The organism is Modestobacter excelsi (assembly GCF_005930495.1).
GTDB lineage: Bacteria > Actinomycetota > Actinomycetes > Mycobacteriales > Geodermatophilaceae > Modestobacter > Modestobacter excelsi.
On the sequence record NZ_SJEX01000078.1, the window covers coordinates 1 to 24,845 of the forward strand.

The 24,845-nt window shown below is 74.0% G+C and carries 21 protein-coding genes; 3 read left to right on the plus strand and 18 right to left on the minus strand.

The window, feature by feature from the left end:
- Nucleotides 1–23 precede the first annotated feature (23 nt).
- On the plus strand, nucleotides 24–1,019 hold the full coding sequence (locus FHL80_RS27290; RefSeq protein ID WP_246078830.1) for a PQQ-dependent sugar dehydrogenase: 996 nt from the start codon (nucleotides 24–26) through the stop codon (nucleotides 1,017–1,019).
- On the opposite strand, the gene FHL80_RS20250 is transcribed toward FHL80_RS27290, so the two are convergent.
- Genes FHL80_RS20250 through gatC form a run of 5 tightly spaced genes read right to left on the minus strand, consistent with a single transcriptional unit; the run spans nucleotide 1,008 to nucleotide 5,085 of the window.
- A complete protein-coding gene (locus tag FHL80_RS20250; protein WP_138735157.1) occupies nucleotides 1,008–1,568 on the minus strand; it encodes a GNAT family N-acetyltransferase in 561 nt (186 codons plus the stop codon). The genes FHL80_RS27290 and FHL80_RS20250 overlap by 12 nt on opposite strands.
- 10 nt (nucleotides 1,569–1,578) lie before the next feature.
- A complete protein-coding gene (gatB, locus tag FHL80_RS20255) occupies nucleotides 1,579–3,084 on the minus strand; it encodes an Asp-tRNA(Asn)/Glu-tRNA(Gln) amidotransferase subunit GatB (RefSeq protein WP_138735173.1) in 1,506 nt (501 codons plus the stop codon).
- Nucleotides 3,085–3,089: 5 nt separating this feature from the next.
- A complete protein-coding gene (locus FHL80_RS20260) occupies nucleotides 3,090–3,272 on the minus strand; it encodes a hypothetical protein (RefSeq protein WP_138735158.1) in 183 nt (60 codons plus the stop codon).
- Complete coding sequence (gene gatA / locus FHL80_RS20265) at nucleotides 3,269–4,789, minus strand: Asp-tRNA(Asn)/Glu-tRNA(Gln) amidotransferase subunit GatA (RefSeq protein WP_138735159.1); 1,521 nt, start codon at nucleotides 4,787–4,789, stop codon at nucleotides 3,269–3,271. The genes FHL80_RS20260 and gatA overlap by 4 nt, the downstream gene beginning before the upstream one ends.
- Nucleotides 4,786–5,085, minus strand: coding sequence for an Asp-tRNA(Asn)/Glu-tRNA(Gln) amidotransferase subunit GatC (gene gatC, locus FHL80_RS20270; protein WP_138735160.1), 300 nt, complete (start codon nucleotides 5,083–5,085; stop codon nucleotides 4,786–4,788). The genes gatA and gatC overlap by 4 nt, the downstream gene beginning before the upstream one ends.
- Before the next feature lie 184 nt (nucleotides 5,086–5,269).
- Here gatC and FHL80_RS20275 point away from each other — a divergent pair, with 184 nt between their 5' ends.
- Nucleotides 5,270–5,932: an ACT domain-containing protein gene (locus FHL80_RS20275; RefSeq protein WP_138735161.1), complete on the plus strand. Its 663-nt coding sequence runs from the start codon at nucleotides 5,270–5,272 to the stop codon at nucleotides 5,930–5,932.
- Here FHL80_RS20275 and ligA read toward each other — a convergent pair.
- From ligA to FHL80_RS20335, 12 genes are all read right to left on the minus strand, one after another.
- Nucleotides 5,929–8,118 (minus strand): NAD-dependent DNA ligase LigA, encoded by a 2,190-nt coding sequence (gene ligA, locus FHL80_RS20280; RefSeq protein ID WP_138735162.1) that lies wholly within the window; start codon nucleotides 8,116–8,118, stop codon nucleotides 5,929–5,931. The two genes, FHL80_RS20275 and ligA, sit on opposite strands and share 4 nt — an antisense overlap.
- On the minus strand, nucleotides 8,115–9,404 hold the full coding sequence (locus FHL80_RS20285) for a DUF222 domain-containing protein (protein ID WP_342777348.1): 1,290 nt from the start codon (nucleotides 9,402–9,404) through the stop codon (nucleotides 8,115–8,117). The genes ligA and FHL80_RS20285 overlap by 4 nt, the downstream gene beginning before the upstream one ends.
- Before the next feature lie 228 nt (nucleotides 9,405–9,632).
- Complete coding sequence (locus FHL80_RS20290) at nucleotides 9,633–10,688, minus strand: methionine synthase (protein ID WP_216870907.1); 1,056 nt, start codon at nucleotides 10,686–10,688, stop codon at nucleotides 9,633–9,635.
- A 43-nt stretch (nucleotides 10,689–10,731) separates the two neighbouring features.
- Nucleotides 10,732–12,585, minus strand: a complete 1,854-nt coding sequence (locus FHL80_RS20295) for a bifunctional metallophosphatase/5'-nucleotidase (RefSeq protein WP_246078831.1) — start codon at nucleotides 12,583–12,585, stop codon at nucleotides 10,732–10,734.
- A gap of 166 nt (nucleotides 12,586–12,751) precedes the next feature.
- The gene (gene mnmA / locus FHL80_RS20300; protein WP_138735164.1) at nucleotides 12,752–13,849 is read right to left on the minus strand and encodes a tRNA 2-thiouridine(34) synthase MnmA; all 1,098 of its coding nucleotides are present in this window, start codon (nucleotides 13,847–13,849) and stop codon (nucleotides 12,752–12,754) included.
- Between the two features lie 2 nt (nucleotides 13,850–13,851).
- A complete protein-coding gene (locus FHL80_RS20305; RefSeq protein ID WP_138735165.1) occupies nucleotides 13,852–15,042 on the minus strand; it encodes a cysteine desulfurase family protein in 1,191 nt (396 codons plus the stop codon).
- Nucleotides 15,039–16,436: an MFS transporter gene (locus tag FHL80_RS20310; protein WP_246078833.1), complete on the minus strand. Its 1,398-nt coding sequence runs from the start codon at nucleotides 16,434–16,436 to the stop codon at nucleotides 15,039–15,041. Before FHL80_RS20310 ends, FHL80_RS20305 begins: the two co-directional genes overlap by 4 nt.
- 162 nt (nucleotides 16,437–16,598) lie before the next feature.
- Nucleotides 16,599–17,564, minus strand: a complete 966-nt coding sequence (locus tag FHL80_RS20315; protein ID WP_138735167.1) for an electron transfer flavoprotein subunit alpha/FixB family protein — start codon at nucleotides 17,562–17,564, stop codon at nucleotides 16,599–16,601.
- Between the two features lie 34 nt (nucleotides 17,565–17,598).
- Nucleotides 17,599–18,378 (minus strand): electron transfer flavoprotein subunit beta/FixA family protein, encoded by a 780-nt coding sequence (locus FHL80_RS20320; RefSeq protein WP_138735168.1) that lies wholly within the window; start codon nucleotides 18,376–18,378, stop codon nucleotides 17,599–17,601.
- 117 nt (nucleotides 18,379–18,495) lie between these two features.
- A complete protein-coding gene (gene cds1, locus FHL80_RS20325; RefSeq protein WP_216870908.1) occupies nucleotides 18,496–19,605 on the minus strand; it encodes an L-cysteine desulfhydrase Cds1 in 1,110 nt (369 codons plus the stop codon).
- A 32-nt stretch (nucleotides 19,606–19,637) separates the two neighbouring features.
- Nucleotides 19,638–20,423: an enoyl-CoA hydratase/isomerase family protein gene (locus FHL80_RS20330; RefSeq protein WP_138735169.1), complete on the minus strand. Its 786-nt coding sequence runs from the start codon at nucleotides 20,421–20,423 to the stop codon at nucleotides 19,638–19,640.
- Between the two features lie 46 nt (nucleotides 20,424–20,469).
- Nucleotides 20,470–21,291: an ABC transporter ATP-binding protein gene (locus FHL80_RS20335; protein WP_138735170.1), complete on the minus strand. Its 822-nt coding sequence runs from the start codon at nucleotides 21,289–21,291 to the stop codon at nucleotides 20,470–20,472.
- 72 nt (nucleotides 21,292–21,363) lie between these two features.
- Here FHL80_RS20335 and glgX point away from each other — a divergent pair, with 72 nt between their 5' ends.
- The gene (gene glgX / locus FHL80_RS20340) at nucleotides 21,364–23,559 is read left to right on the plus strand and encodes a glycogen debranching protein GlgX (protein ID WP_138735171.1); all 2,196 of its coding nucleotides are present in this window, start codon (nucleotides 21,364–21,366) and stop codon (nucleotides 23,557–23,559) included.
- A gap of 135 nt (nucleotides 23,560–23,694) precedes the next feature.
- Here the strand turns inward: glgX and FHL80_RS20345 are convergent, their stop codons facing one another.
- Nucleotides 23,695–24,663 (minus strand): FHA domain-containing protein, encoded by a 969-nt coding sequence (locus FHL80_RS20345; protein ID WP_138735172.1) that lies wholly within the window; start codon nucleotides 24,661–24,663, stop codon nucleotides 23,695–23,697.
- Between the last annotated feature and the right edge of the window lie 182 nt (nucleotides 24,664–24,845).

Here is a 24,845-nt window from a genome sequence, read left to right on the forward strand (position 1 = left end):
CTTTGTCGTCGGCAGCGTCAGAGGTGTATAAGAGACAGGTTCCCGCCCCCGGCACGCCCTCCACGCCCGGGACCGAGGACGAGCAGGACGGCGACCCGAACGTCGTGGCCACCGGCCTGACCGTCCCGACCGGCCTCGTGGTGCTGCCCGACGGCAGCGCGGTCGTCGGCGAGCGTGACTCCGGCCGACTGCTGCAGGTCTTCCCCGACCGCTCCCCCGCCCGCGAGCTGATGACGCTGCCGGTCGACGCCGGTGGGGACGGCGGCCTGCTCGGGCTGGCGCTGTCCCCCACCTTCGCCGAGGACGGCCTGGTCTACGCCTACCTCTCCACCGCGACCGACAACCGGGTGGTCCGCTTCCCGCTCGGCGGCACGCCGAACCCCGTCCTCACCGGGATCCCCCGTGGTGAGGTCGACAACGGCGGCGGGCTGCTGTTCGGCCCCGACGGCACGCTCTACGTCGGCACCGGCGACACCGGCGATCCCGCGCTGGCCGAGGACCCGGTGTCGCTGGCCGGCAAGGTGCTCGCCATCGACGTCTTCGGCCAGCCGGTGGGCGCCGGGCCGGTGCTCAGCCGCGGGCACCAGGACGTCACCGCGCTGTGCCAGGGCCCGATGCAGCTCTACGCCACCGACGAGGCCCGGTCGGGCAGCGACGTCCTCGACGCCGTCAGGCCCAGCGGCGACGTCGGACCCGACGGCACGGACCCGGTGCTCGAGGTGCCCGCGGCCGAGGGCGGGCTCGGCGGCTGCACCGTCTCGGGCCCCTACGTGTTCCTCGGGGCGATGGACGGCCGGCAGGTGCGGGTGACCCAGCTCGACGGCAGCGGCGACCTGGTCGGTGAGCCCCAGCCGTTCCTGGAGGACCAGTACGGCCGGCTGCGCACGGTGGTGCTCGACCCGACGGGCGCGCTGTGGATCACCACGTCCAACCGGGACGGCGTGGGCACGCCGGAGGAGGACGACGACCGGGTGCTGCGGGTGGTCCCGCCGTCCTCGGGGTCCGACTCACCCCTGTAGCAGCGAGGGCCGGGTGAACCGGTGGACGACGTGGTCCGGCGGGTCGGCGGGGTTGTCCGGGCTCAGCTCACCGGCGGCGTACCAGCCGGCACCCGCCCGGCGCAGCGCCCGCCACGAGGCCACGTTGCCCAGCGCCACGGGCACCAGCACGTCGGCGGCGTCGGGGTGGTCGTCGAACCCCCGCGCCACGGCGGCGGCGATCATCGCGGTGCCCAGCCCGCGGCCCCGGGCGGACGGCTCGCCGATGAGGTAGTCGATGCTCAGCGCCCCGGCCGGGACGACGCAGACCGGCGTGAGCTCCTCGACGTACTCGGGGTAGGCCTCGATCGGGTACACCTGCACCAGACCGAACGGGGCGCCGTCGTGCTCGGCCACGTACAGCGCGGTGACGTCCTCGCCGTCCAGGCTCGGGCCGAAGTCCCGCTCGAGCGCCTCGGGCGTGCTCTCGTGGTGCCACCACCGGACGACCAGCGGCTCGGCCAGCCAGCGGCCGAGCAAGGGGAAGTCGGCCCGGACCAGCGGGCGCAGCTCGACGGCAGGCAGCTCCACGCCGCCCACGCTAGGAGCTGAGCACCCGCTCCTCGAGCATCCGCTTCACGGTGCCGGCGTCGGCCTTGCCGCGGGTGGTCTTCATGACCGCACCGACCAGCGCACCGAGCGCCTGCACCTTGCCCGACTGCACCTTCGCGACGACGTCCGGCGCACCGGCGATCGCCGCCTCGACGGCGGCGACGAGCTCGTCGCTCTCCCCCAGCACTGCCAGCCCCTGGGCGGCGACGACCTGCGCCGGGCCGCCCTGGCCGGCGAGCACGCCGTCCAGCACCTGCCGGGCCAGCTTGTCGTTGATGGTGCCCTCGGCGATGAGCCCGGACAGCTCGGCGACCTGCGCCGGGGTGATCGGCAGCTCGGCGAGCTCGGTGCCGGCCTCGTTGGCCCGGCGGGCGAGGTCGCCCAGCCACCACTTGCGGGCATCGCCGGGGCTGGCGCCCGCGGCGACGGTCTGCTCGACCAGGCCGAGCGCGCCGGCGTTGGCCAGCCAGGTCATCTCGGTGCCGGAGATGCCCCACTCCTGCTGCAACCGGGCACGGCGGGCAGCCGGCAGCTCGGGCAGCGCGGCCCGCAACTGCTCGATCCAGTCGGCGTCCGGGGCGAGCGGCACGAGGTCGGGCTCGGGGAAGTACCGGTAGTCGGTCGCCTCCTCCTTGCTGCGCCCGGAGGACGTCGTGCCGGTGTCCTCGTGGAAGTGCCGCGTCTCCTGCACGACCCGGCCGCCCCCGTCGAGGACGGCGGCCTGTCGGCGCATCTCGAACCGGACGGCGCGCTCCACCGAACGCAGCGAGTTCACGTTCTTGGTCTCGGTGCGGGTGCCCAGCTCCAGGGCGCCGATCGGGTTGAGCGAGATGTTCACGTCGCAGCGCAGGCTGCCCTGCTCCATCCGGACGTCGGAGGCGCCCAGTGCCTGCACGATCTCGCGCAGCTCGGTGACGTAGGCGCGGGCCACCTCGGGGGCCTTCGCGCCGGCGCCGGGCACCGGTCGGGTGACGATCTCCACCAGCGGGATGCCCGCCCGGTTGAAGTCGATCAGCGAGTGGTCGGCGCCGTGGATGCGCCCGGTGGAACCACCGACGTGCAGGTTCTTGCCGGTGTCCTCCTCCAGGTGCACGCGCTCGATCTCGACTCGGTACTCACGCCCGTCCACCTCGACGTCCAGGTGGCCGGCGACGCACAGCGGCTCGTCGTACTGGCTGGTCTGGAAGCCCTTGGGGATGTCCGGGTAGAAGTAGTTCTTCCGCGCGAACCGGGACCAGCTCGCGATCCGGCAGCCCAGCGCCAGGCCGATCCGGATGGTGGCCTCGACCGCGGCGGCGTTGGCGACCGGCAGCGAGCCGGGCATGCCCAGGCAGACCGGGCAGGTGTGGGTGTTCGGCTCGGCGCCGAAGGTGGTCGCGCAGCCGCAGAACATCTTCGAGGCGGTGCCCAGCTCGACGTGGGTCTCCAGCCCGATGACCGGCTCGTAGCGGGTGAGGACCTCGTCGTAGTCGACCAGGCGGTCGCCGGTGGTCATGGTCGTCACTTCAGCTCCTCGGAGGACGACGGGGTGGTGCGGAAGGCGAACGCGGCGGCCGCGCCGGTGAGCACGCCGAGGACGATGAAGACGGCGAACACCGCCTGGCCGCTGAGGGCCCAGCCGACGATGCCGACCACGATGACGAAGACGGTGAGGGCCCAGGCGGCCTTCAGTGCGCCGCTCATGCCGCACCCGCCGGGGTGGGCAGCTCGTCGAGGAGCCGGTGGCCGCGGGCGCCGTCCTGCGCGGCCTCGAGCGCGGCGGCCACCCGGTAGCAGCGGTCGTCGGCGAGCGCAGGGGCCATCACCTGGAGGCCGACGGGCAGCCCGTCGGACAGCCCGCTGGGCACCGAGATGGCCGGCAGCCCGGCCAGGCTCGCCGGCAGCGTGCACAGGTCGGCGGCGTACATCGCGATCGGGTCGTCGACCCGGGTGCCGATCGGGAACGCGACGGTCGGCGTGGTGGGGCTGACCAGCACGTCGACGTCGGCGAAGGCCGCGGTGAACTCGCGGGTGATCAGCGTCCGGACCTTCTGCGCCTGCCCGTAGTAGGCGTCGTAGTAGCCGCTGGACAGCGCGTAGGTGCCGAGGATGATGCGGCGCTTCACCTCGGGGCCGAAGCCCTGCTCGCGGGTGAGGGCCATGACGTCGTCCAGGTCGCGGTTGCCGTCGTCCCCGGCGCGGAGGCCGAAGCGGACCCCCTCGTAACGGGCCAGGTTGGACGAGGCCTCGCTGGGCGCGATCAGGTAGTAGGCCGGCAGCGCCAGGTCGAAGGAGGGGCAGGAGACCTCGACGACCTCGGCGCCCAGCCCGGCGAGCACCTCGACCGCCTCCCGGGTGCGGGCCAGCACGCCGGGCTCGTAACCCTCGGTGTGGCCGTCCCCGCCGAGCTCCCGCACGACCCCGACCCGGACGCCCCGCAGGTCGCCGGCGGCGCCGGCGCGGGCGGCGTCGGCCAGCCCGACCAGCGGCGCGTCGATGCTCGTGGAGTCGCACCGGTCGTGGCCGCCGATGACCTCGTGCATCAGCGCGGCGTCGAGCACGGTGCGCGCCAGCGGGCCGGCCTGGTCGAGGCTGGAGGAGAACGCGATCAGGCCGTAGCGGGAGACCGAGCCGTAGGTGGGCTTGTGCCCGACCAGGCCGGTGACGGCGGCCGGCTGCCGGATCGAGCCGCCGGTGTCGGTGCCGATCGCCCAGGGGGCGAGGTGGCCGGCGACCGCGGCCGACGACCCACCGGACGAGCCGCCCGGGATGCGGTCGAGGTCCCACGGGTTGCGGGTCACCTGGTAGGCGCTGTTCTCGGTGGAGGAGCCCATCGCGAACTCGTCCATGTTGGTCTTGCCCAGCAGCACGGTGCCGGCGTCGGCGAGCCGGGTGGCGATGGTGGCGCTGTAGGGCGGCCGCCAGCCCTCGAGGATCTTCGAGCCGCTGGTGGTCGGCACGCCCTGGGTGACGACGAGGTCCTTGAGCGCGACCGGCACCCCCGCCAGCGGGCCCAGCTCCTCGCCCCGTGCGCGGGCCTCGTCGACGGTGGTCGCGGCAGCGACCGCGGCGTCGTCCTCGACGTGCAGGTAGGCACCGAGGCGGCCGTCCTCGGTGGCGATCCGGTCCAGGTGCGCGCGGGTCACCTCGACCGCGCTCACCTCCCCGGCGGTCAGCAGCCGGCCGAGCTCGGCGACGTCGATGCGCGTGAGGTCCGTCACTCTTCTTCCCCCAGGATGCGCGGGACGCGGAACCGGCCCTCTTCGGCGGCGGGCGCCCCGGCCAGCACCGCGTCACGCGGCAGGCTGGGCCTCACCTCGTCGGCGCGCAGCACGTTGGTGAGCGGGACGGCGTGCGACATCGGCGGGACGTCGGCCACCGCGGCCTCCCCCACCCGCGCCACCGCGGCCAGCACCTGGTCGAGCTGGCCGGCGAACCGGTCGAGCTCCTCGTCGGTGACCGCCAGGCGCGACAACCGCGCCAGGTGCGCGACGTCGTCCCGCGAGATGCTGCTCATGCTGCGCCGTCCATGCTGGGTCAGGACCCTCTTCCTCATCGCTCCAGGACCCCGTCACTCTACGCGGGAGCCACTTCCCGCCCGATCGCGCGGCGGGGCTGGTCCCCGGGCCCGGGATGGGGAAGGCTGGGGCCTGTTCACGATCGACGTCGATCGGCCGCGCAGCACGGCACCGGAGGGATCCGTGTCCTATCTCTTGCGGCTGGTCGTCCCCGACCGGCCCGGCACGCTCGGCGCGGTCGCGACCGCGCTCGGCGCCGCCGGCATCGACATCATCTCCGTCGACGTCCTGGAACGGGGCAACGGCGTCGCCGTGGACGACGTCGTGGTGGAGCTCCCCGCCGACCGGGTGGCCGACAGCCTGATCACCGCGGCGACTGCCGTGCCCGGGGTGCAGGTGGAGTCGCTCCGCCCGTTCGCCGGCCCGCTGGACACCCACCGCGAGCTGGACCTGCTGGAGGCCCTCGCGCCCGCCGGCGTGGGCACCGCGAAGGTGCTCGCCACGGAGCTCCCGCGGGTCTTCCGAGCCGGCTGGGCGGTGGTGCTGGCCGACGGCCGGACCGACGTCACGCTGCTGGCCGCCTCCGACGCCGCGCCCGCGCTGGAGGGCATCGCCCTGCCGTGGCTGCCGCTCAGGTCGCCGATGCTGCTGCCCAGCGACGCGGACTGGGTGCCCGAGCGGTGGCAGGAGATGGCGGTGGAGATGATGGCCGCGCCGCTGGACCCCGACGGCGCGGCGGTGCTGCTCGGCCGCTCCGGCGGGCCGGCGTTCCGCCGCTCGGAGCTGCTGCGGCTGGCCCACCTCACCGGGCTCGCCGCCACCGTCGCCCGGCTGCCCCCGGCCTAGCGGGAGGACCCCTCAGCCTCGGGAGGAGCGCTCCCGTCGCCGATGGTGGCCACCTCGCGCGCGGCGTCCGGGCCCTGGTCCAGCAGCACCGCGAAGCCGTCGTCGTCCAGGATCGGCGCCTTCACCGACACGGCCTTGTCGTACTTGCTGCCGGGGTCGGCGCCGACGACCACGAAGCCGGTCTTCTTCGAGACCGAGCCGGTCACCTTGCCGCCGCGTTCCTGGATGGCGGCGATCGCGGAGTCGCGGCTGTGGTCGCGCAGCGACCCGGTGACGACGACGGTGACCCCGGTCAGCGGGCCGGGACCGGCCTCCTCGCCCTCGTCGACCATCCGGACGCCGGCCTGGCGCCACTTCTCGACCACGTCCCGGTGCCAGTCGACGGCGAACCAGTCACGGACCGCGGTGGCTATGGTCGGGCCGACGCCCTCCGCGGCGGCGAGCTCCTCCTGGCCGGCCTCCTGCAGCCGGTCCAGCGAGCGGAACTCCCGGGCCAGTGCCTGCGCGGCGGTCGGGCCGACGTGCCGGATGGACAGCGCGACCAGCACCCGCCAGAGCGGGACGTCCTTGCGGGTCTGCAGGTTGGCGAGCAGCTTCTGCCCGTTGGCGGAGAGGGTGCCGTCCTTCTTGGTGAAGAAGTCGGTGCGCCGCAGGGCGTCCTCGTCGAGGGAGAAGACGTCGCCCTCGTCGGTGAGCAGGTGGCTCTCCAGCAGCGCGATGGCTGCCTCGTAGCCCAGCACCTCGATGTCGAAGGCGCCCCGGCCGGCGACGTGGAACACCCGCTCCCGCAGCTGCGCCGGGCAGGACCGGGCGTTCGGGCAGCGGATGTCGGCGTCGCCCTCCTTCTCCGGGCGCAGCTCGGTGCCGCACTCGGGGCAGTGCGTGGGGAAGACGAACTCCCGCTCGGAGCCGTCGCGGGCGGCGACCACCGGGCCGAGGACCTCCGGGATGACGTCGCCGGCCTTGCGGATGACGACGGTGTCGCCGATCAGCACGCCCTTGCGCCTGACCTCGCTGGCGTTGTGCAGCGTGGCGAGCTGGACGGTGGAGCCGGCGACCTTGACCGGCTCCATGTAGGCGAACGGGGTGACCCGGCCGGTGCGGCCGACGTTGACCCGGATGTCGTGCAGCTTCGTCGTCGCCTCCTCCGGGGGGTACTTGAAGGCGATGGCCCAGCGGGGGGCGCGGCTGGTCGACCCGAGCCGGCGCTGCAGGGAGACCTGATCGATCTTGACGACGACGCCGTCGATCTCGTGCTCGACCGAGTGCCGCTGCTCGCGGTACCGCTCGATGAAGGCCCGCACGCCCTCCAGGTCCTCGACCACGGCGTAGCGCGTGCTGACCGGCAGCCCCCAGGTCTGCAGCTGCTCGTAGGCCGTCGACTGGCGCTCGGGCTCGAAGCCGCGGCGGGCGCCGATGCCGTGCACCACCATGCTGAGCGGGCGCTTGGCGGTCTCGCGGGCGTCCTTCTGCCGCAACGAGCCGGCGGCGGCGTTGCGCGGGTTGGCGAACGGCGCCTTGCCGGCCTCGACCAGGCCGGCGTTGACCTCGGCGAAGGCGGCGACCGGGAAGTAGACCTCGCCGCGGACCTCGAGGAAGTCCGGGACGTCGTCGCCGCGCAGCTGCTGGGGGACGACGGCCATGGTGCGGACGTTGGCGGTCACGTCTTCCCCCGTCGTCCCGTCACCGCGGGTGGCGGCGCCGGTGAGCCGGCCGCGCTCGTAGACCAGGTCGATGGCCAGGCCGTCGACCTTGAGCTCGCAGAGGAAGCCGGCGCCCGCGGCGCCGTCGCGCTCGGCACGGGCGGCCCAGGCGGACAGCTCGTCGGAGGAGAAGACGTTGTCCAGGCTCTGCATCCGCTCTGGGTGCGTGACCGGGGCGAAGGTGGCACCGAAACCGCCGTTGACCTTCTGGCTCGGCGAGTCGGGGGTGACCAGCGCCGGGTGGGCCGACTCGAGGGCCTTGAGCTCGCCCATCAGCTCGTCGTACTGACCGTCGCTGACCAGCGGGGCGTCCTGGACGTAGTAGGCGAACGCGTACCCGTCCAGCTGCTCGGACAGGTCGCGGTGCCGGGTGCGCGCGTCGTCGGGGACCTGGGTGAGGTCCTCCCGGTCGACCGCAGCCTCCACCGACGGCTGGTCCACGCCGTCGACGGCTTCCCGCTCCACCTCTGCCTCGGTGCTCACGTCGCTGACGGTATCCGGAGGGTCGGACGAGAAACCGCCGAACGACCCGCGCTCACCCGTCCGGGACCCATGGACGAGCGGGGACTCAGATCCGGAGGAGTGGTCCGATGAGGATCTCGGTGCCGTCGGGGCGGTAGGTGTGCCATCGGCCGCCGGGATCTCGTTCGATCCGGAACCCGTGATGCACCTTGGTGTGTGTAAGGACCACTCCCTCCCCACGACTCGCAAGCTCGCCGCGGGCCCCTGGGAGTGGCCGGGTGGTGCACCTCGCACCAGTGGGTGGGGGCGTCGCAGCCGGTGAACACGCAGTGCCGGTCCCGGCGCTCCACGGCCTTGCGCAGGCTGGGGGTGACCACCCGGTGGTCCCGGCCCAGGTCCAGCGGCACCCCGTCGGGGCCCATCACGATGCGGGAGATGGCACCGTCGCAGGCCAGCCAGCGGGCGCGGGCGGCGGAGATCTGCGCGCCGAAGCCGGTGCGGGCCGCACCCGGGCCGGTGGCGGGGTCGACCACGTCCTCCAGCCCGACTTCGAGGACCACCTGGGGCTTGACGGTGCGCAGCAGCGGCAGGTTCCCCGACGCCAGGGCGTTGTCGCAGAGCTGGACGAGGGCGTCGGCCTGCTGCTGGGCGCGGGTCCGGGTGTCGCCCTGGGGGCGGGCGGCTTGCACGATGGCCTCGATCGCGGCCCGCACCTTCTCGAAACCGACCGCGTCCAGGTCGAAGCGGCCGGTGCCGCTGCCCTCGGCGTGCCGGGTGAACAACAGCCGGCGCCCCTCGGTGGGGTCGGGTTCGGTGCCATCAGGGTCCAGGGCCTGCCGGTAGTGGTGCACCACCTGCGGCAGCCGGTCGTGCGCCTCACCCTCGGCGACGGCGACCAGCGCCCGGTCGACCGCCCCGAGGTCGACGTCCTGTTCGTCGGCGGCGGCCCGCTCGGCCTCCCCGGCGATGGGGGCGATGGTCGCGACCTGGGCGGCGGTGAGCGTGCCGGCGGCGAACGCCGCCGCGGTGGCCGGCAGGTGCTCCAGCGCCCGGCCCGACCGCACCAGCCGCCCGGCCTCACCGGCGGTCAGGTGCCCGTGCCCGCGCAGCCAGGAGGCCACCGTCTTCGTGCCGTCGTGCTCCGCGGCGCCGGTCAGCTCGCACCGGCGCACGGTGCGGGTGATCTCGGCGGCGATCCGGTTGGACAGCACCAGCAACGGACCCAGCCGCTCCAGCAACGCCGGGCCGGTGAGCAGGTCGAGGTCCTCGGCGGCCAGGGCGTCCAGCGCGGACTGCAACTCCCCCACCGGACACCTCCTCCACTGCTTCGAACAGGTGTACGAAGTCTAGCGGTATCAGGAGTGCCCGACAAGACATATTCGCAGGTCAGGCACCCGTCCACAGATCACGCGGAGCGCTTGACAGGGCACCGACAACCGACGCATAGGCCGAAGGCGTGCTTTTGGCGCTGCCGGCACGGACGCCGAAGGCGTGCCTTTGGCGCTCCCCCTGGAGGACCGCATCGGCGGCGGGGGTCACTCCGGCTGGAGGTACTTCGCGGCCTCGCGGACGTGGGCCATCGCCGTCCGGGCGTAGGCCGGGCTCGCGCCCGCCAGGCCGCAGGCCGGGGTGAGCGTGACGGCGGTGTGCAGCTGCTCAGCCGGGAAGCCCAGCTCGTTCCACCAGGCGGTCAGCCGGCTGGCGGTCGCCTTGGCCGGCGTCAGCGTCGCGTCGGTCCCCGGGACGACGCCGACGAGCAGGTGGGTACCGGCCTCCACGGCCGTGCCGACGGCATCGAGGTCCTGCACCGTGCCGAGGTCGAAGGACAACCCGGCGGCCCCCGCAGCGCGGAACAGGTCCAGCGGCGCCCGCTGCGCGCAGCAGTGGACGACGACCGGGGCGGGCACCCGGTCGACGAGCAGGGTGAGCAGCTCCTCCACCACGTGCGCCTCGACCGCCGGCAGCTTCCCGAAGCCGCTGACCGTCGGCAGGCCGCCCTGCAGGACGGCGGGTACCGACGGCTCGTCGAGCTGGACGACGACCTGGGCGCCGGGCACCCGGGCCGAGACGTCGGCGACGTGCGCAGCGATGCCCTCGGCCAGCGACTGCGCCAGGTCCCGACGCGCGCCGGGGTCGACGACGGCCCGGTCACCACGGGTCCGCTCGAGTCCGGCCGCGAGGGTCCACGGCCCGGCCACCTGCACCTTGAACGGTCCGGTGTACCGCTCGGCGACCTCGAACAGCGCGTCCACGTCCCGGGCCAGCATCCCCTGCGCCCGGCGCACGTCGGCGCCGGGCCGGGTGACCAGCCGCCAGCCGGCCGGGGTCAGGTCGACGTGCAGGTCGACCAGAAGTGCCGCCGTGCGACCGATCATGTCGGCCCCGGCGCCGCGCCCAGGGAGCTCGGGCAGGTGCGGGAAGTCCGGCAGCTCCCCGGTCACCAGCCGGATCGCCTCCACCGGGTCGGTGCCGGGGAGGGACCCGACGCCGGAGGCCGGCCCCCACACGGTGGGGACCGGCCTCAGGTCGGTGCCGTCGGGCTCGTCGCCCGGGGTGCTGCCGTCGTCGGGCAGTTCGATCGAGGAGGCCACGGCGCCGACGGTAGCCCGCCGGCGCGGTGGCCTCGCCGACCGGTCAGACCGGCTTGGCGTGGTTCGCCGGAGGCGGGCTGACCGGGGAGTGCTTCTCGAAGTAGGTCACGGCGGTGTCCGCGTCGACCGGGCCGGTGATCGGGTTCGTTCCCGTCTTGAAGGCCGCGAAGCTGTCACCGCCGCCGATCAGGAACGAGTTCGCCACCGCGCGGTAGCTCGCCTTCGGGTCGATGACCGTGCCGTTCAGCGTGATCGACGAGGCGATCACCCGCTGACCCTCCGGCGCTGCGGCGTCGTAGGAGTAGGAGAAGCCCTCCGACGTCCCGAGGATCAGCTGGCTGCTGCGTGCGGCAGAGGGGAACTGCTGCTCCAGCACGTCCTTGATCGCCGCACCGGTCAGGGTCACCGCGTTGACGGTGTTGCTGAACGGCTGGACGTTGAACACCTCCCGGAAGGTCACCTGACCCGGGGCCTCACCGCCCTGGCTGGACGCGTACGTGAGGTCGGTGCGCAGCCCGCCCGGGTTCATGAAGGCGATCACCGGGTTGCCGTACTGGTCGGACTGCAGCGCCTCGAGCTGGGCCTGGGCGACCAGGTTGCCCAGGCTGGACTCGCCGCCGCGGTTCTCCACCGGCGCCGGGTTGGGCACCTCCGCGGTGGGCGCGGGGGTGGTGTAGGCGCGGGTGATGTCGGCGGTGATCGACCCGACCACCACGTTGCCGGCCTCCGCGGCCCGGCCGTTCCAGTAGTCGACGATCCCCTGCACCGTGGCGTCCGGGGCAGTGCGGGTCACCGGCACGTTGGTGGCCGAGTAGGTCGCCGAGCGGTTCACGTCGCCGGTCTTGCGGTCCAGCGAGAGGCGGATGTCGGTGATCAGCCGGCCGTAGTAGCCGGCCTGGGTGACCAGGCGCTCGTGGCCCTTGCCGTCGGCGAGCTTGCAGTTGTAGGCGTTGTGGGTGTGCGCGCTGACGATCAGGTCGACCGCGGGGTCGATCCGCTGGTTGATGTCGACGATCGGGCCGGTGAGCCCGGCACAGCCGTCGTAGGCCGGCGTGGGGGGCGCCGCGTTGCCGGCCGTGCCGCCCTCGTGGACCAGGACGCCGATGGCCTGGATGCCCATGGCCTGCAGCTCGGGCACCCAGGTGTTGACCGCCTGCGCCTCGTCGATGACGTCGACGTCGGCGATGCCGGTCGGCGCCACGATGGTCGGGGTCGTCTTCGTGACCACGCCGATCATGGCGACCTTCTGGTTCGCCGGCGTGGTGAAGACCTGGTACGGCGGCAGCATCGGCTGCCCGGTCTCCTTCGAGACGACGTTCGCGGCGAGGTAGGGGAAGTCCGCCCCCTCGAACTCGTGGCCGTCGGTCCCGAAGCAGCCGTCGACGCCCACCGTGATGCCCTCGCACTCGGTGACGTCGTCGGTGTACGTGCCGTCGGTGGCCGCGGAGATCCGGCGGAGCTCGTCGGTGCCCCGGTCGAACTCGTGGTTGCCGACCGAGGAGACGTCCAGCCCCATGGCGTTGAGGACCTCGATGGTCGGCTCGTCCTTGAACACGCTCGACTCGAACGGCGAGGCGCTGACCAGGTCACCCGCGCCGACGAACAGCGACGTGTGCGGGCCCTGCGTGGTGCCGTCGAAGGACGACTGCAGCGTCTTGACCGTGGTGGCCACGTTCGCGCTGCCACCGACGACGGTCTTGACGTCGTCGGTCGACCCGTAGGCACCGTCCGGCCCTGGAGCGGTGAGCAGCTGACTGTCCGAACCGGTGGTCTCGGTGATGCGGCCGTGGAAGTCGTTCATCGCCAGCAGCTGGACGGTCACGTCCTTGGGCGCGGCGGAGGCGGCGGTGGGCAGACCCACGACCGTGGCAGCGGCCACGGTCACGGTCACGGTCACGGCGATCGTCAGGCGCGTTCTGCGCAAGGGTCCTCCAGGACACGAGGACCGGGCCGTGCGGTGCTCGGCCCGGCAGCGGGGCACTGAGGTCTGAACTCGCTTTGAGCAGCCGTGCGCAACGTCGTGCGGTCCAGACGCTAACCCCGTGCTGTGCGCGTGCCAAGGGTCAGTTGTGCAGCGCCGCCGACCGTTCACCCGCGCGCAACACGGTGCCCTGGCCCAGCACCCGGTCGCCCCGGTCGGCGTCCGGGGCGTAGAGCACGGCGGACTGCCCCGGGGCCACGCCGCGCTGCCGCTCGGCGAACTCGATCCGCAGGCCGCCCTCCTCGGTGGCGGCCACGGTGCAGCCGACCGGCGTCCCGTGCGCGCGCAGCTGGACCGACGCACGGCAGGGCAGCTGCGGCGCCCGGCCGGTCCAGGTCGGCGCGTGGGTGACCACCTCGTCGACCTCGGCCTGCTCCGCGGTGCCGATCGTCACCGTGCGGCTGACCGGTTCGATGCCCAGCACGTACCGCGGCCGCTGGTCGCCGGCGCTGACCCCCAGCCCCCGGCGCTGCCCGATGGTGAAGCCGTACGCGCCGGCGTGGGTGCCGACGGTGGCGCCGGTCGCCGCGTCGACCACCGGGCCGGGCTGCTCCCCCAGCCGCCGGGCCAGGAAGCCGCGGGTGTCGCCGTCGGGGATGAAGCAGATGTCGTGCGAGTCGGGCTTGGTGGCCACCGCGTAGCCGCGCTCGGCGGCCAGCTCGCGCACCCGCTCCTTGGTCATCGACCCGAGCGGGAACACCGCCCCGGCGAGCTGCCGGGCGGTGAGCACGCCCAGCACGTAGGACTGGTCCTTCGCCGCGTCGACCGAGCGGCGCAGCTCACCGTCGGCGAGCCGCGCGTGGTGGCCGGTGACGACGGCGTCGAAGCCCAGCGCCAGCGCCCGGTCGAGCACGGCGGAGAACTTGATCTTCTCGTTGCAGCGCAGGCACGGGTTGGGCGTGCGGCCGGCGGCGTACTCGGCCACGAAGTCCTCGACGACGTCCTCGCGGAAGCGGTCGGCGAGGTCCCACACGTAGAACGGGATGCCGAGGGAGTCGGCGACCCGGCGGGCGTCGTGGGCGTCCTCGACGCTGCAGCAACCGCGCGCGCCGCTGCGCAGCGTCTGCCGGTCCGGGGACAGCGCCAGGTGGACCCCGGTGACGTCGTGCCCGGCCTCGACGGCCAGCGCGGCGGCGACCGCGGAGTCCACTCCCCCGCTCATCGCGGCGATGAGGCGCACGGTCAGTGCCCGCCCATGCCGGCTCGCCGGGCGCGCTCGACCACCGGGGCCATCACGGCCAGCAGGGCGTCGACGTCGGCGTCGGTCGAGGTGTGCCCGAGGCTGAAGCGCAGCGAGCTGCGGGCGCGGGCGGGGTCGGCGCCGGCTGCCAGCAGCACGTGGCTGGGCCGCGCGACCCCGGCACTGCACGCGGACCCGGTCGAGCACTCGATCCCGCGGGCGTCGAGCAGCATGAGCAGCGCATCGCCCTCGGCGCCGGGGAAGGACAGGTGCGCGTTCCCGGGCAGCCGCCCCGGGCCGCCGGCGACCACGTCGTCCAGCGCCGGTCCGTTGAGCTGCGCGTCGGGCACCTGATCCACCACGCCGGCCACCAGCCGGTCGCGCAGGGCGGTCAGCCGCGCGGCGCGCTCACCCCGCTCGTCGACGGCGGACCGGGTGGCGGCCGAGAGGCCGACGATGGCCGCGACGTCGAGCGTGCCGGACCGGACGTCGCGCTCCTGACCGCCGCCGTGCAGCAGCGGCGTGCACTCGGCGTCCCGGCGGAGCAGCAGCGCACCGGCCCCCATCGGGCCGCCGAGCTTGTGACCGGTCATCGTCAGCGCGTCGACGCCGCTGGCCCCGAAGTCCACCGGGAGCTGGCCGATGGCCTGCACCGCGTCGGTGTGCAGCGGCACCCCCACCGCGTGCGCGACGGCGGCGAGCGCGGCGAGGTCACTCACCGCACCGATCTCGTTGTTGGCCCACATCACGCTGGCGACGGCGACGTCCCGGCCGTCGCCGAGGGCCTCGGCCAGCGCGTCGGGGGTGATCCGCCCGTCGGGCTCGACGCGCAGCCAGGTGACCTCGGCGTCGTCGTGCTTCTCCAGCCACTCCACGCTGTCCAGGACGGCGTGGTGCTCGGCCGGGCTGGCCACGATCCGCCGGCGGCCCTGGTCGGCGGCGCGGCGGGCCCAGTACAGGCCCTTGACGGCGAGGTTGTCGCCCTCCGTGCCACCGCCGGTGAACAGCACCTCCGAGGGCCGGGCGCCCAGCGCCGCAGCCAGCTGCTCGCGGGACTGCTCGGCGACGCGCCGGGCCTCGCGGCCGCTGGCGTGCAGCGACGACGCGTTGCCGACCCGGACCAGCTGCTCGGTCATGGCCGCCAGGGCCGACGGCAGCATCGGCGTCGTCGCAGCGTGGTCCAGGTACGTCATGGCCCCGCCAGAGTAGTCGCGCCGGCCGGGGGTGCCGCGGCCGCGACCGGTGCGGCAGCGCGGGCGGCGACGACCGCGCCGGCGACGGCCAGCGCGGCGTACACCGCGGCCACCACGACCAGGACGGCGCGCAACGGCAGCAGGCCGGCGGTGGCCGCCGCCACCAGGACACCGGTCAGGCCGATGCACAGCGCCGACGCGGTCACGTCGGCGACGTTGAGGGCCGCGGAGTCCGCGCCGCGGCGGTGCTCGGGCGACTGCGCCAGCAGCAGCACCCCGACGCTGGGCATGCCCAACCCCATGCCGAGCCCGGCGAGGCCCCAGGTCAGGTAGGCCGGCCAGCCCCCGACGCCCGGGACGGCGGTCACCGCGGTGCCGGCCAGCCCGACGGCCAGCAGCACGAAGCCCAGCCGCAGCAGCTGCACCCGTGAGGCGCCCGCGTACCGGCCCTGCACCTGCGAGGCGGCCGCCCACCCCACGGCGCCGGCGGTCAGCGGGACGCCGGCGGCCGTGGGGCTGTAGCCGTGCACCGAGCTCAGGGTGAGCGGCAGCAGCGCGTCCATGCCGAAGAAGGAGCCGGCCAGCAGACCCCGGGCCGCCACCACGGTGGGCAGCCCGCGGCGCGCACGGACCGTCCCGCTGGGCAGCAGCGGCCGGAGGCCGACGGCCAGCGCGACCAGTCCGACGACGGCCAGGACGGCACCGAGCAGGTCCAGCCGCTGGCCGGCGTACTGGAGGGCACCGACCCCGAGTCCGGCCAGGCCGGCCCACCAGCGACGGGTGACGCGGGCCGGCGGCGGGTCCGCCGGGACCGCGAGGCCGCGCAGGGCGGGCAGCACCAGGCAGAGCCCGACCAGCACCAGCGGCAGCAGGCCGAGGAACACCCAGCGCCAGCCCACCGAGGTGGTCAGCGCACCCGCCACCAGCGGGCCGATGAGCGCGGGCAGCACCCAGGCCGCCGCCGTGGCACCGAACAACCGGGGTCGCAGCGACGCGTCGTAGGCCTGCCCGATGGCGACGTAGAGCGCGACCGAGATCAGCCCGCCGCCGAAGCCCTGCACCGCGCGGCCGGCCACGAACAGGGCCATGTCCGCCGCGAGCCCGCAGGCGAGCAGGCCGACGGCGAACACCGCGACGCCCCCGACCAGGCCGGCCCGGGCCCCTCGCCGGTCACCGACGTCGCCTCCGACGACCATGCCGACCACCTGCGCGACCAGGAAGGCGGTGAAGGGCCAGCCGAACCAGGCCAGGCCGTCGAGCTCGGTCACCGCGGTGGGCATCGCGGTGGCCACCGCCATCGACTCGAAGGCCACCAGCGTGACCAGGAGCAGCAGGCCGACGGTGGTCAGCCGGTGCCGGGCGTCGAGCAGCCCCGGCGCCCCTGGTCCTCCCACCTCGGGCGCAACCCCCACCTCGGCCCGTCCCTTCCCGACCCGCCGGGACGCAGCGAGCGCCGGCCCCCGCAGGGACCGGCGCTCAACGGGACCGCCTGGAACGGCCCCCTTGCCGTGCCCCGCCGCGAGCCTGCGAGCGGTGGGGGGCAAGGGGGCCCTTCATCAGCCCCGGCGGGCGGAGATCTGCTGGGTGGCAGCCGGGACGACGGTGTTCAGGTCGCCCACCACGCCGAAGTCGGCGAGCTCGAAGATCGGCGCCTCGGGGTCCTTGTTGACCGCGACGATGATCTTCGACGTCTGCATGCCGGCCCGGTGCTGGATCGCCCCGGAGATGCCGACCGCGATGTAGAGCTGCGGCGAGACGGTCTTGCCGGTCTGCCCGACCTGGAAGGAGTGCGGGTAGAAGCCGGAGTCCACCGCGGCGCGGGAGGCACCGACGGCGGCACCGAGGGAGTCGGCGAGCCCCTCGATGACGGAGAAGTTCTCCGCGGAGGCGACCCCGCGGCCACCGGAGACCACGATGGAGGCCTCGGTCAGCTCCGGGCGGCTGCTCTTCTGCTCCACCACCCGGTCGGTCACCCGGGTCGCCTTGGCCGCCTCGGAGATCTGCACCTGCACGGTCTCCTCGGCCCCGGCGGCCGGAGCCGGCTCGGGGGTGACCGAGTTGCCGCGCAGCGTGTAGATCGGGGTGCCGACGGTGACCTGGGAGTGCACGATCGTCGCCCCGGCGAACGCCACCTGGGTGGCGGTGCCGTCGGGGGCGATCTCGGTGACGTCGGTCAGGAACCCCGAGCCGGTCTTGATCGCCAGCCGGCCGGCGATCTCCTTGCCCTCCGGCGAGGAGGGGATGACCACCGCGGCCGGGGACTTCTCGGCCACCAGCTGGGCGAGCACCTCCGCCTTGGGAGCGACCAGGTACTCCTCGACCTCGGGGGACTCAGCGACGTAGACCTTCGCCGCGCCGTACTCGGCCAGTGCGTCCTTCACGCCGGCGGCGGTGCCGGGGGCACCGATCACCACCGCGGAGGGCTCACCGAGCGCGCGGGCGGCGGTCAGCGCCTCCAGCGTCGTCTTGCGGGGCCCGCCGGCGGCGGGGTTGAGCTCGACCAGGACCAGGACCTCTGCCATGTCGGTGTCTCCTCAGCTCTCGGTCTCGGACCGGTCAGACGATCTTCTGGGCGGCCAGGAAGCCCACCAGCTTCTCCGCGCCGTCGCCCTCGTCGGGCACCTTGACGCCCTCGCCCTTGGGCGGGCGGCCGGCGAAGTCCACGACCTTGCTGGTCGCGGTCGCCAGGCCCACCGTGGCCCGGTCGATGCCCAGGTCGGCCAGCGTCAGGGTCTGCACCGGCTTCTTCTTCGCCGCCATGATCCCCTTGAAGGAGGGGTAGCGGGGCTCGTTGATGGTGTCCCAGGTGGACACGATGGCCGGCAGCGGCGCCTCGATCTCCCAGTAGCCGCCGTCGGTCTGCCGCTCGATCTTCGCCATGCCGTTCTCGACGGTGAGCTTGCGCGCACCGGACAGCTGCGGGAGACCCAGCCGCTCGGCCAGCAGCGCCGGCATGACGGACAGCTGCGCGTCGGTGGCCTCGGCACCGCACAGGACCAGGTCGTACTCCAGCTGACCCAGCGCCGCGGCGATGACCGCCGAGGTCTGCACCGCGCAGGACCCGTGGATGGCGTCGTCGAGGACGTGCACGGCCTTGTCCGCGCCCATCGACAGCGCCTTGCGGATCGCATCGGTGGCGGTGGCCGGGCCGACGGTCAGCACCGTGACCTCCCCGCCCTGGGCCTCCTTGACCGTCAGCGCCTCCTCGATGGCGTACTCGTCCATCTCGTTGATGACGTTGTCCGCGGTTGCGCGGGCGACGGTGTTGTCCGCCGGGTCCAGCTTGCGCTCGCTGCCCGAGTCGGGGACCTGCTTGACCAGAACGACGATGTTCATCGTCAGACCATCCTCCGCGGTGGTTCATGGGGGCACGGGCGAAGCCCGCCTCGCTGCCGATCATCGAGGTTACTTCCGGGTAACACCCCGTGGGCAGGGTGGGTCCCGTGACCCCGGTCACCCAGCGGTCCGCCACTCCCCGGTCCGGGCGAAGGCCTCCAACGCGGCCGTGTGCGGCGCGAGGTCCAGGCCCTGCGCCGCGACCCAGCCGTCGTCGTAGTAGGTGCAGGAGTACCGCTCGCCGCCGTCGCACAGCAGGGTGACCACGCTGCCGGTGCGCCCGGCGGCCAGCATCTCGGCGATCAGGCCGAAGGCACCCCAGAGGTTGGTGCCGGTGGACCCACCGGCCCGGCGGCCGGTGACCCGCTCCAGGTGCCGCATCGCGGCCAACGACGCGGCGTCGGGGACGCAGACCATCCGGTCGACGATGGTCGGCACGAACGAGGGCTCGACCCGGGGCCGCCCGATGCCCTCGATCCGCGAGCCCCGGCCGGGGGCGGCCGGGTCGGCGTCGCGCCAGCCGGGGAAGAACGCCGACCCCTCCGGGTCGACGACGGCCAGCCGGGTGGGGAGCCGGCGGTACCGGAGGTAGCGCCCGATCGTCGCGCTGGTGCCGCCGGTGCCGGCGCCGACGACCACCCACTCCGGCACCGGGTGCCGCTCCCGCGACAACTGGTCGAAGACCGACTCGGCGATGTTGTTGTTGCCGCGCCAGTCGGTGGCCCGCTCGGCGTTGGTGAACTGGTCCAGGTAGTGCCCGCCGGTCTCCGCGGCGATCCTGCGAGCCTCGTCGTAGACGGTGCCGGGCTCGGTCACCAGGTGGCAGCGGCCACCGTGGAACTCGATCAGCGCGATCTTCTCCGTGCTCGTCGTCGCGGGCATCACCGCGACGAACGGCAGGCCGAGCATCCGCGCGAAGTACGCCTCGCTGACGGCGGTGGACCCGCTGGAGGCCTCCACGACGGTGCTGCCCTCGTGCAGCTGGCCGGAGCACAGCGCGTAGAGGAACAGCGAGCGGGCGAGCCGGTGCTTGAGGCTGCCGGTCGGGTGGGTCGACTCGTCCTTCAGGTACAGGTCGATGCCCCACCGAGGCGGCAGCGGGTACACCAGCAGGTGGGTGTCGGCCGACCGGTGCGCGTCGGCCTCGACCAGCGCCACGGCCCGCTCCAGCCAGGCCCGGCCGCCCGGGTCGGAGCGGTCGAGGTCGGTGGGGGCGCCGGCGGTCACCCCGGCATGATCCCCCACCGCCGTCGACCGGCTCAGCGACCGGTGAAGGTCGCCTTCCCCGGACCGCTCTCCAGGAACGAGCGCATCCCGGTCTTCTGGTCCTCGGTGTCGAACAGCCCGGCGAACAGCCGGCTCTCCAGCGCCAGACCGGCGTCCAGGTCGCCGTCGAGGCCCTCGTCGATGGCCTGCTTGGCGGCGGCCAGCGCGAGCGGCGGCCCGGCGGCGAACTTGCGGGCCATCGCGACGGCGGTCGGGTACACCTCGTCGTCCGGGACGACGGCGTCGGCGAGCCCCATGACCAGGGCCTCCTCCGCGGCCACGTGCCGGCCGGTGAACACCAGGTCCTTGGCCTTGGCCGGGCCGACCAGCCGGGCCAGCCGCTGGGTGCCGCCGGCGCCGGGGATCACCCCGAGCAGGATCTCCGGCTGGCCGATCTTGGCGTTGGTGCCCAGCACCCGGAAGTCGGCGCAGAGCGCCAGCTCGTAGCCGCCGCCGAGGGCGTAGCCGGTGACCGCGGCGATGACCGGCTTGGGGATCCGGGCGACCGCGGTGAAGGAGGCGGTCAGCTCACGCCCCCAGGCGACCATGCCCGACCCGTCGAGCGAGGACATCGCCTTGATGTCGGCGCCGGCGGCGAACACCCGCTCGCCGCCGTAGAGGACGACGGCGCGCACGTCCGCCCGCTCGGCCGCCTGCATCGCCGCGGCCCGGACCTCCAGGTGCAGCTGCTCGTCGATGGCGTTCATCTTCGGGCGGTCGAGCCGGATCGTGCCGACTCCGTCCTCCACCTGGAGGGTGACGAACTCGGGGTCTGCCATGGGGGCCTCCGTGCTGCTGCGGTGGACGTCGGTGTCCTGCGGGGGATCAGCTTGCCTGGACGACCGGCTGGGTGGCTCGCCGGGCGGCGTACCGCCCGCCCTCCCGCTGGACCTCCAGCGGCAAGCCGAACGCGTCGGAGAGCAGCGGGGCGGTCAGCACGTCCTCGACCGGCCCGGCCGCCACCACCTCACCGCCGCGCAGCAGCAGCGCGTGCGTGTAGCCCGGCGGGATCTCCTCGACGTGGTGGGTGACCAGCACCTGCGCCGGCGCGTAGGGGTCGCCGGCCAGGTCGGCCAGCCGGGTGACCAGGTCCTCCCGGCCTCCCAGGTCCAGCCCGGCGCCCGGCTCGTCGAGCAGCAGCAGCTCGGGGTCGGTCATCAGCGCCCGGGCGATCTGGGTGCGCTTGCGCTCCCCCTCGGACAGCGTGCCGAAGGGCCGGTGTGCCATCCGGGCCACGCCCCACTGCTGCATGAGCACTGCGGCCCGGGTCAGGTCGTGGACGTCGTAGCGCTCCCGCCACCGGCCGACGACGGCGTACCCGGCGCTGACCACGATGTCGCCCACCCGCTCACCGGGGTCGATCCGCTGGGCCAGCGCCGCGCTGGTCAGCCCGATCCGCGGGCGCAGCTCGAAGACGTCGACCGCGCCGAGGGTCTCGCCGAGGATGGTCACCGAGCCGCGGGTCGGGTGCATCTGCGCGGAGGCCAGTTGCAGCAGCGTCGTCTTGCCCGCGCCGTTGGGCCCCAGCAGGACCCACCGCTCGTCGGGCCGGACGGTCCAGTCGACCCCGCGCAGCAGGTGCGCCTCGCCTCGGACGACGTCCACGCCCCGGATCTCGACGACCGGCTCTGTCCACACGCCGCTCATCCAACCAACCCGCCGACGATCCCGGGCACCGGGCTGCGGCACGGCGCGCCGCCGGTCGGGCAGGATGCCCGGGTGACTGCATCGAGGAGCGCGCGGACCGTCGAGGTGTGGCCCGGCCAGGCAGCTCCGCTGGGTGCTCACTGGGACGGCACGGGCACGAACTTCGCGCTCTGGTCGGCCGGCGCGTCCGCCGTCGACCTGTGCCTGTTCGACCCCGACGGCACCGAGCACCGCGAGCGGCTGCGGGAGACGACCCACCAGGTCTGGCACGGTCGGGTCCCCGGCATCGGCCCCGGTCAGCGGTACGGCTACCGGGTGCACGGCCCGTACGACCCCTCCTCCGGCGCCCGGTACAACCCGGCGAAGCTGCTGCTGGACCCCTACGCCCGCGCGGTCGACGGCAACCTGGTCCTCGACGGGTCGCTCTTCGCCCACGACCCGCGCGACCCGTTCACCCTCGACCCGGCGGACTCCGCCCCGTTCGTACCGCGCGGCGTCGTCGTCCACGACTCCTTCCCGTGGGACGGCGACGCGCTGCTGCAGACCCCGTGGTCGGACACCGTCGTCTACGAGGTGCACGTCAAGGGCGCCACCATGCGCCACCCCGACGTCCCCCCGGAGCTGCGCGGCACCTACGCGGGGCTGGCCCACCCGGCGTTCGTCGAGCACCTGATCTCCCTCGGCGTCTCCGCCGTCGAGCTGCTGCCGGTGCACCAGTTCGTCAGCGAGCCGCACCTGCTGCGCCGCGGGCTGACCAACTACTGGGGCTACAACACGCTGGGCTACTTCGCCCCGCACGGCGCCTACAGCTCGGCGGGCACCGGCGGCGGGCAGGTCACCGAGTTCAAGGCGATGGTCAAGGCGCTGCACGCGGCCGGCATCGAGGTTCTCCTCGACGTCGTCTACAACCACACCGCCGAGGGCGACCACACCGGACCGACGCTGTCGTTCAAGGGCATCGACAATGCCGGGTACTACCGCCTGGGCGGGCCGGGTGCCGGCGACGACCCGTCCCGCTACACCGACTACACCGGCTGCGGGAACACCCTGGACGTGCGCCGGCCGGCGGTGCTGGCGCTGCTGATGGACTCACTGCGCTACTGGGTGACCGAGATGCACGTCGACGGGTTCCGCTTCGACCTGGCCTCGGCACTGGCCCGGTCGATGCACGACGTCGACCGGCTGTCGGCGTTCTTCGACGTCGTCCACCAGGACCCCGTGGTCAGCTCGGTGAAGCTGATCGCCGAGCCGTGGGACGTCGGCGAGGGCGGCTACCAGGTGGGCAACTTCCCTCCGCCGTGGACGGAGTGGAACGGCAAGTACCGCGACACGGTGCGGGACGTGTGGTCCGGGGCGCAGGTCGGCGTCCGAGACCTCGCCTACCGGCTGACCGGCTCCTCGGACCTGTACCGCTCCGACGGTCGCCGGCCGTTCGCCTCGGTCAACTTCGTCACCGCGCACGACGGCTTCACCATGGCCGACCTGGTCTCCTACGAGCACAAGCGCAACGAGGCCAACGGCGAGGACAACAGGGACGGCGAGAGCCACAACCGGAACTGGAACACCGGCGTCGAGGGGCCGACCGACGACCCGGCCGTGCTCGAGCTGCGCGGCCGCCAGGTGCGCAACCACCTGGCCACCCTGCTGCTGTCCACCGGCGTGCCGATGCTCACCGCCGGCGACGAGCTGGGCCGCACCCAGGGCGGCAACAACAACGCCTACTGCCAGGACAACGAGGTCTCCTGGCTGGACTGGGCCGCCATCGACGCGGACCTGTGGAGCTTCGTGGCCCACGTGGTCGGCCTGCGCCGCACCTCACCGGCGCTGCGGCAGGAGGCGTTCTTCGAGGGCAGCGAGGTCCCCGGCACCGGCGGCACCCGTGACCTCGCGTGGTTCGCCCCCGGCGGGGAGCAGCTGACCAACCGCGACTGGTTCGACACCGGCCTGCAGACGATCGGCATGTACCTCGACGGCCGCGGGCTGCGGCACCGCGACCAGCGGGGCCGGCCGGTCGTCGGCGACTCGTGGCTGGTCTGGCTGCACGCCGGCCCCGAGCCGGTGGACGTCGTCCTGCCCGCGGCGCCCTGGGGGGACGGCTACGAGCTGGTGCTGGCCACCGAGTACCCGACCGGGGTGCCGCCGCGTCCCACCGCGCTGCCGCCGGGCGAGGTCCGGCTGCCGGACCGCTCGGTCTGGGCGCTGAGGGTATTGCGACGACATGGCGACCCTGACGGGCCGCACCGCGGCCAGGAGCCGTTCCCCGGCTGAGCTGAGCCGCTGAGTCGCTCGGTCGCGGGACCCTCCGGGCCCCACTCCTCGCGATCACTCGTCCCCGACCCCTCTGGACGTGACACGGCCCCGTCCCCCTGCTCAGGGACGGGGCCGTGTCGTCAGCAGCGCTTCTTACTCGGGGGCCTGCTCGAACGTGATGACGGTCCAGCCGAGCAGCAGCCGGTCGCCGTCGGCGAGCGGGTGCGGGACGCCGGGCTCGAGCTGGGTCCACTCGGTGGCCTCGGGGCCGGCGACGTGCGTGCCGTTGAGCGAGCCGAGGTCGGTGAGCGACACCTCCCGGCCGGCGCGCTGGATGGCCGCGTGCGCGGAGGAGAGCACGTTCTGGGTGTCGGCGATCGGCACCGGGCGGGCGTTCCCGCTGGTCACCAGGTCGTGGCCGTCGGGACGGCGACCGAGCACGAGGTCCTCGTCGACGGTGACGACCATGCCGTCGTCGAAGCGCAGCACCGGCGCAGCCGGCGGCTCGGGCCGCCAGAACGCGGTCTGCTCGCCACCCGTCGCGGGGGCCTGGGCGGCCATCCGGCCGGAGTTGCCGAAGCCGGCGTCCGAGCCCGCGGTGAAGGACTCCCCGCTGGGCAGCGAGGTGGCCGGCGGGGCGACCGAGGCAGAGGAGGCCGCGGCGGCGTGCTGGAGCAGCGCCCCGGAACCGGGGACGGTGCCCTCGACGAGGTCGAGCGCGACGCCCGGGGGCATCGCGGCGGCGGACTGGCCGGGGCCGACGTAGAGGGTCTGGCCGAGGGAGAAGCCGGCGGCGAGCGTGCAGCCGTCGGCTGCGGAACCGGACACCGGGACGCCGTCCACGGCCGGCTGGCCCTTGCCCGACCACAGCGCGACGCCGGCGGCGGACCCGCCCGTGGTGTCGGCGAGGACGAGCGCGAAGGACGCAGGGCCGTCCGCGAGCCGGGACACCTGGCCGGCCACGGCGGCCAGCACCCGGTCGGCGCCGGGGCCGGCGACCCCCAGGCAGGCGTGCAACGCGGCCACCAGCGCCGGCGACCCGGGGGCGTCGACCCACAGCAGGCCGCCACCACGGCGGGCGACGACAGAGTCTCCGGGGAGGACCTCACAGCGGTCGGGCATGACGACCAGACTAATGATCCGTGACGGGATCCGGTGGGTGACTGGAACGAGGCACGCCGTGGCAGCAGCCTGTGGAGCACGACCTGTACCAACCGTCACACCCGTCGCACCGCTGCTCACCACTCCGCGCGTTCGTCCAAGAGCGGACAGTGACGGCAACCACCTGCCCCACGCGCCCCTCC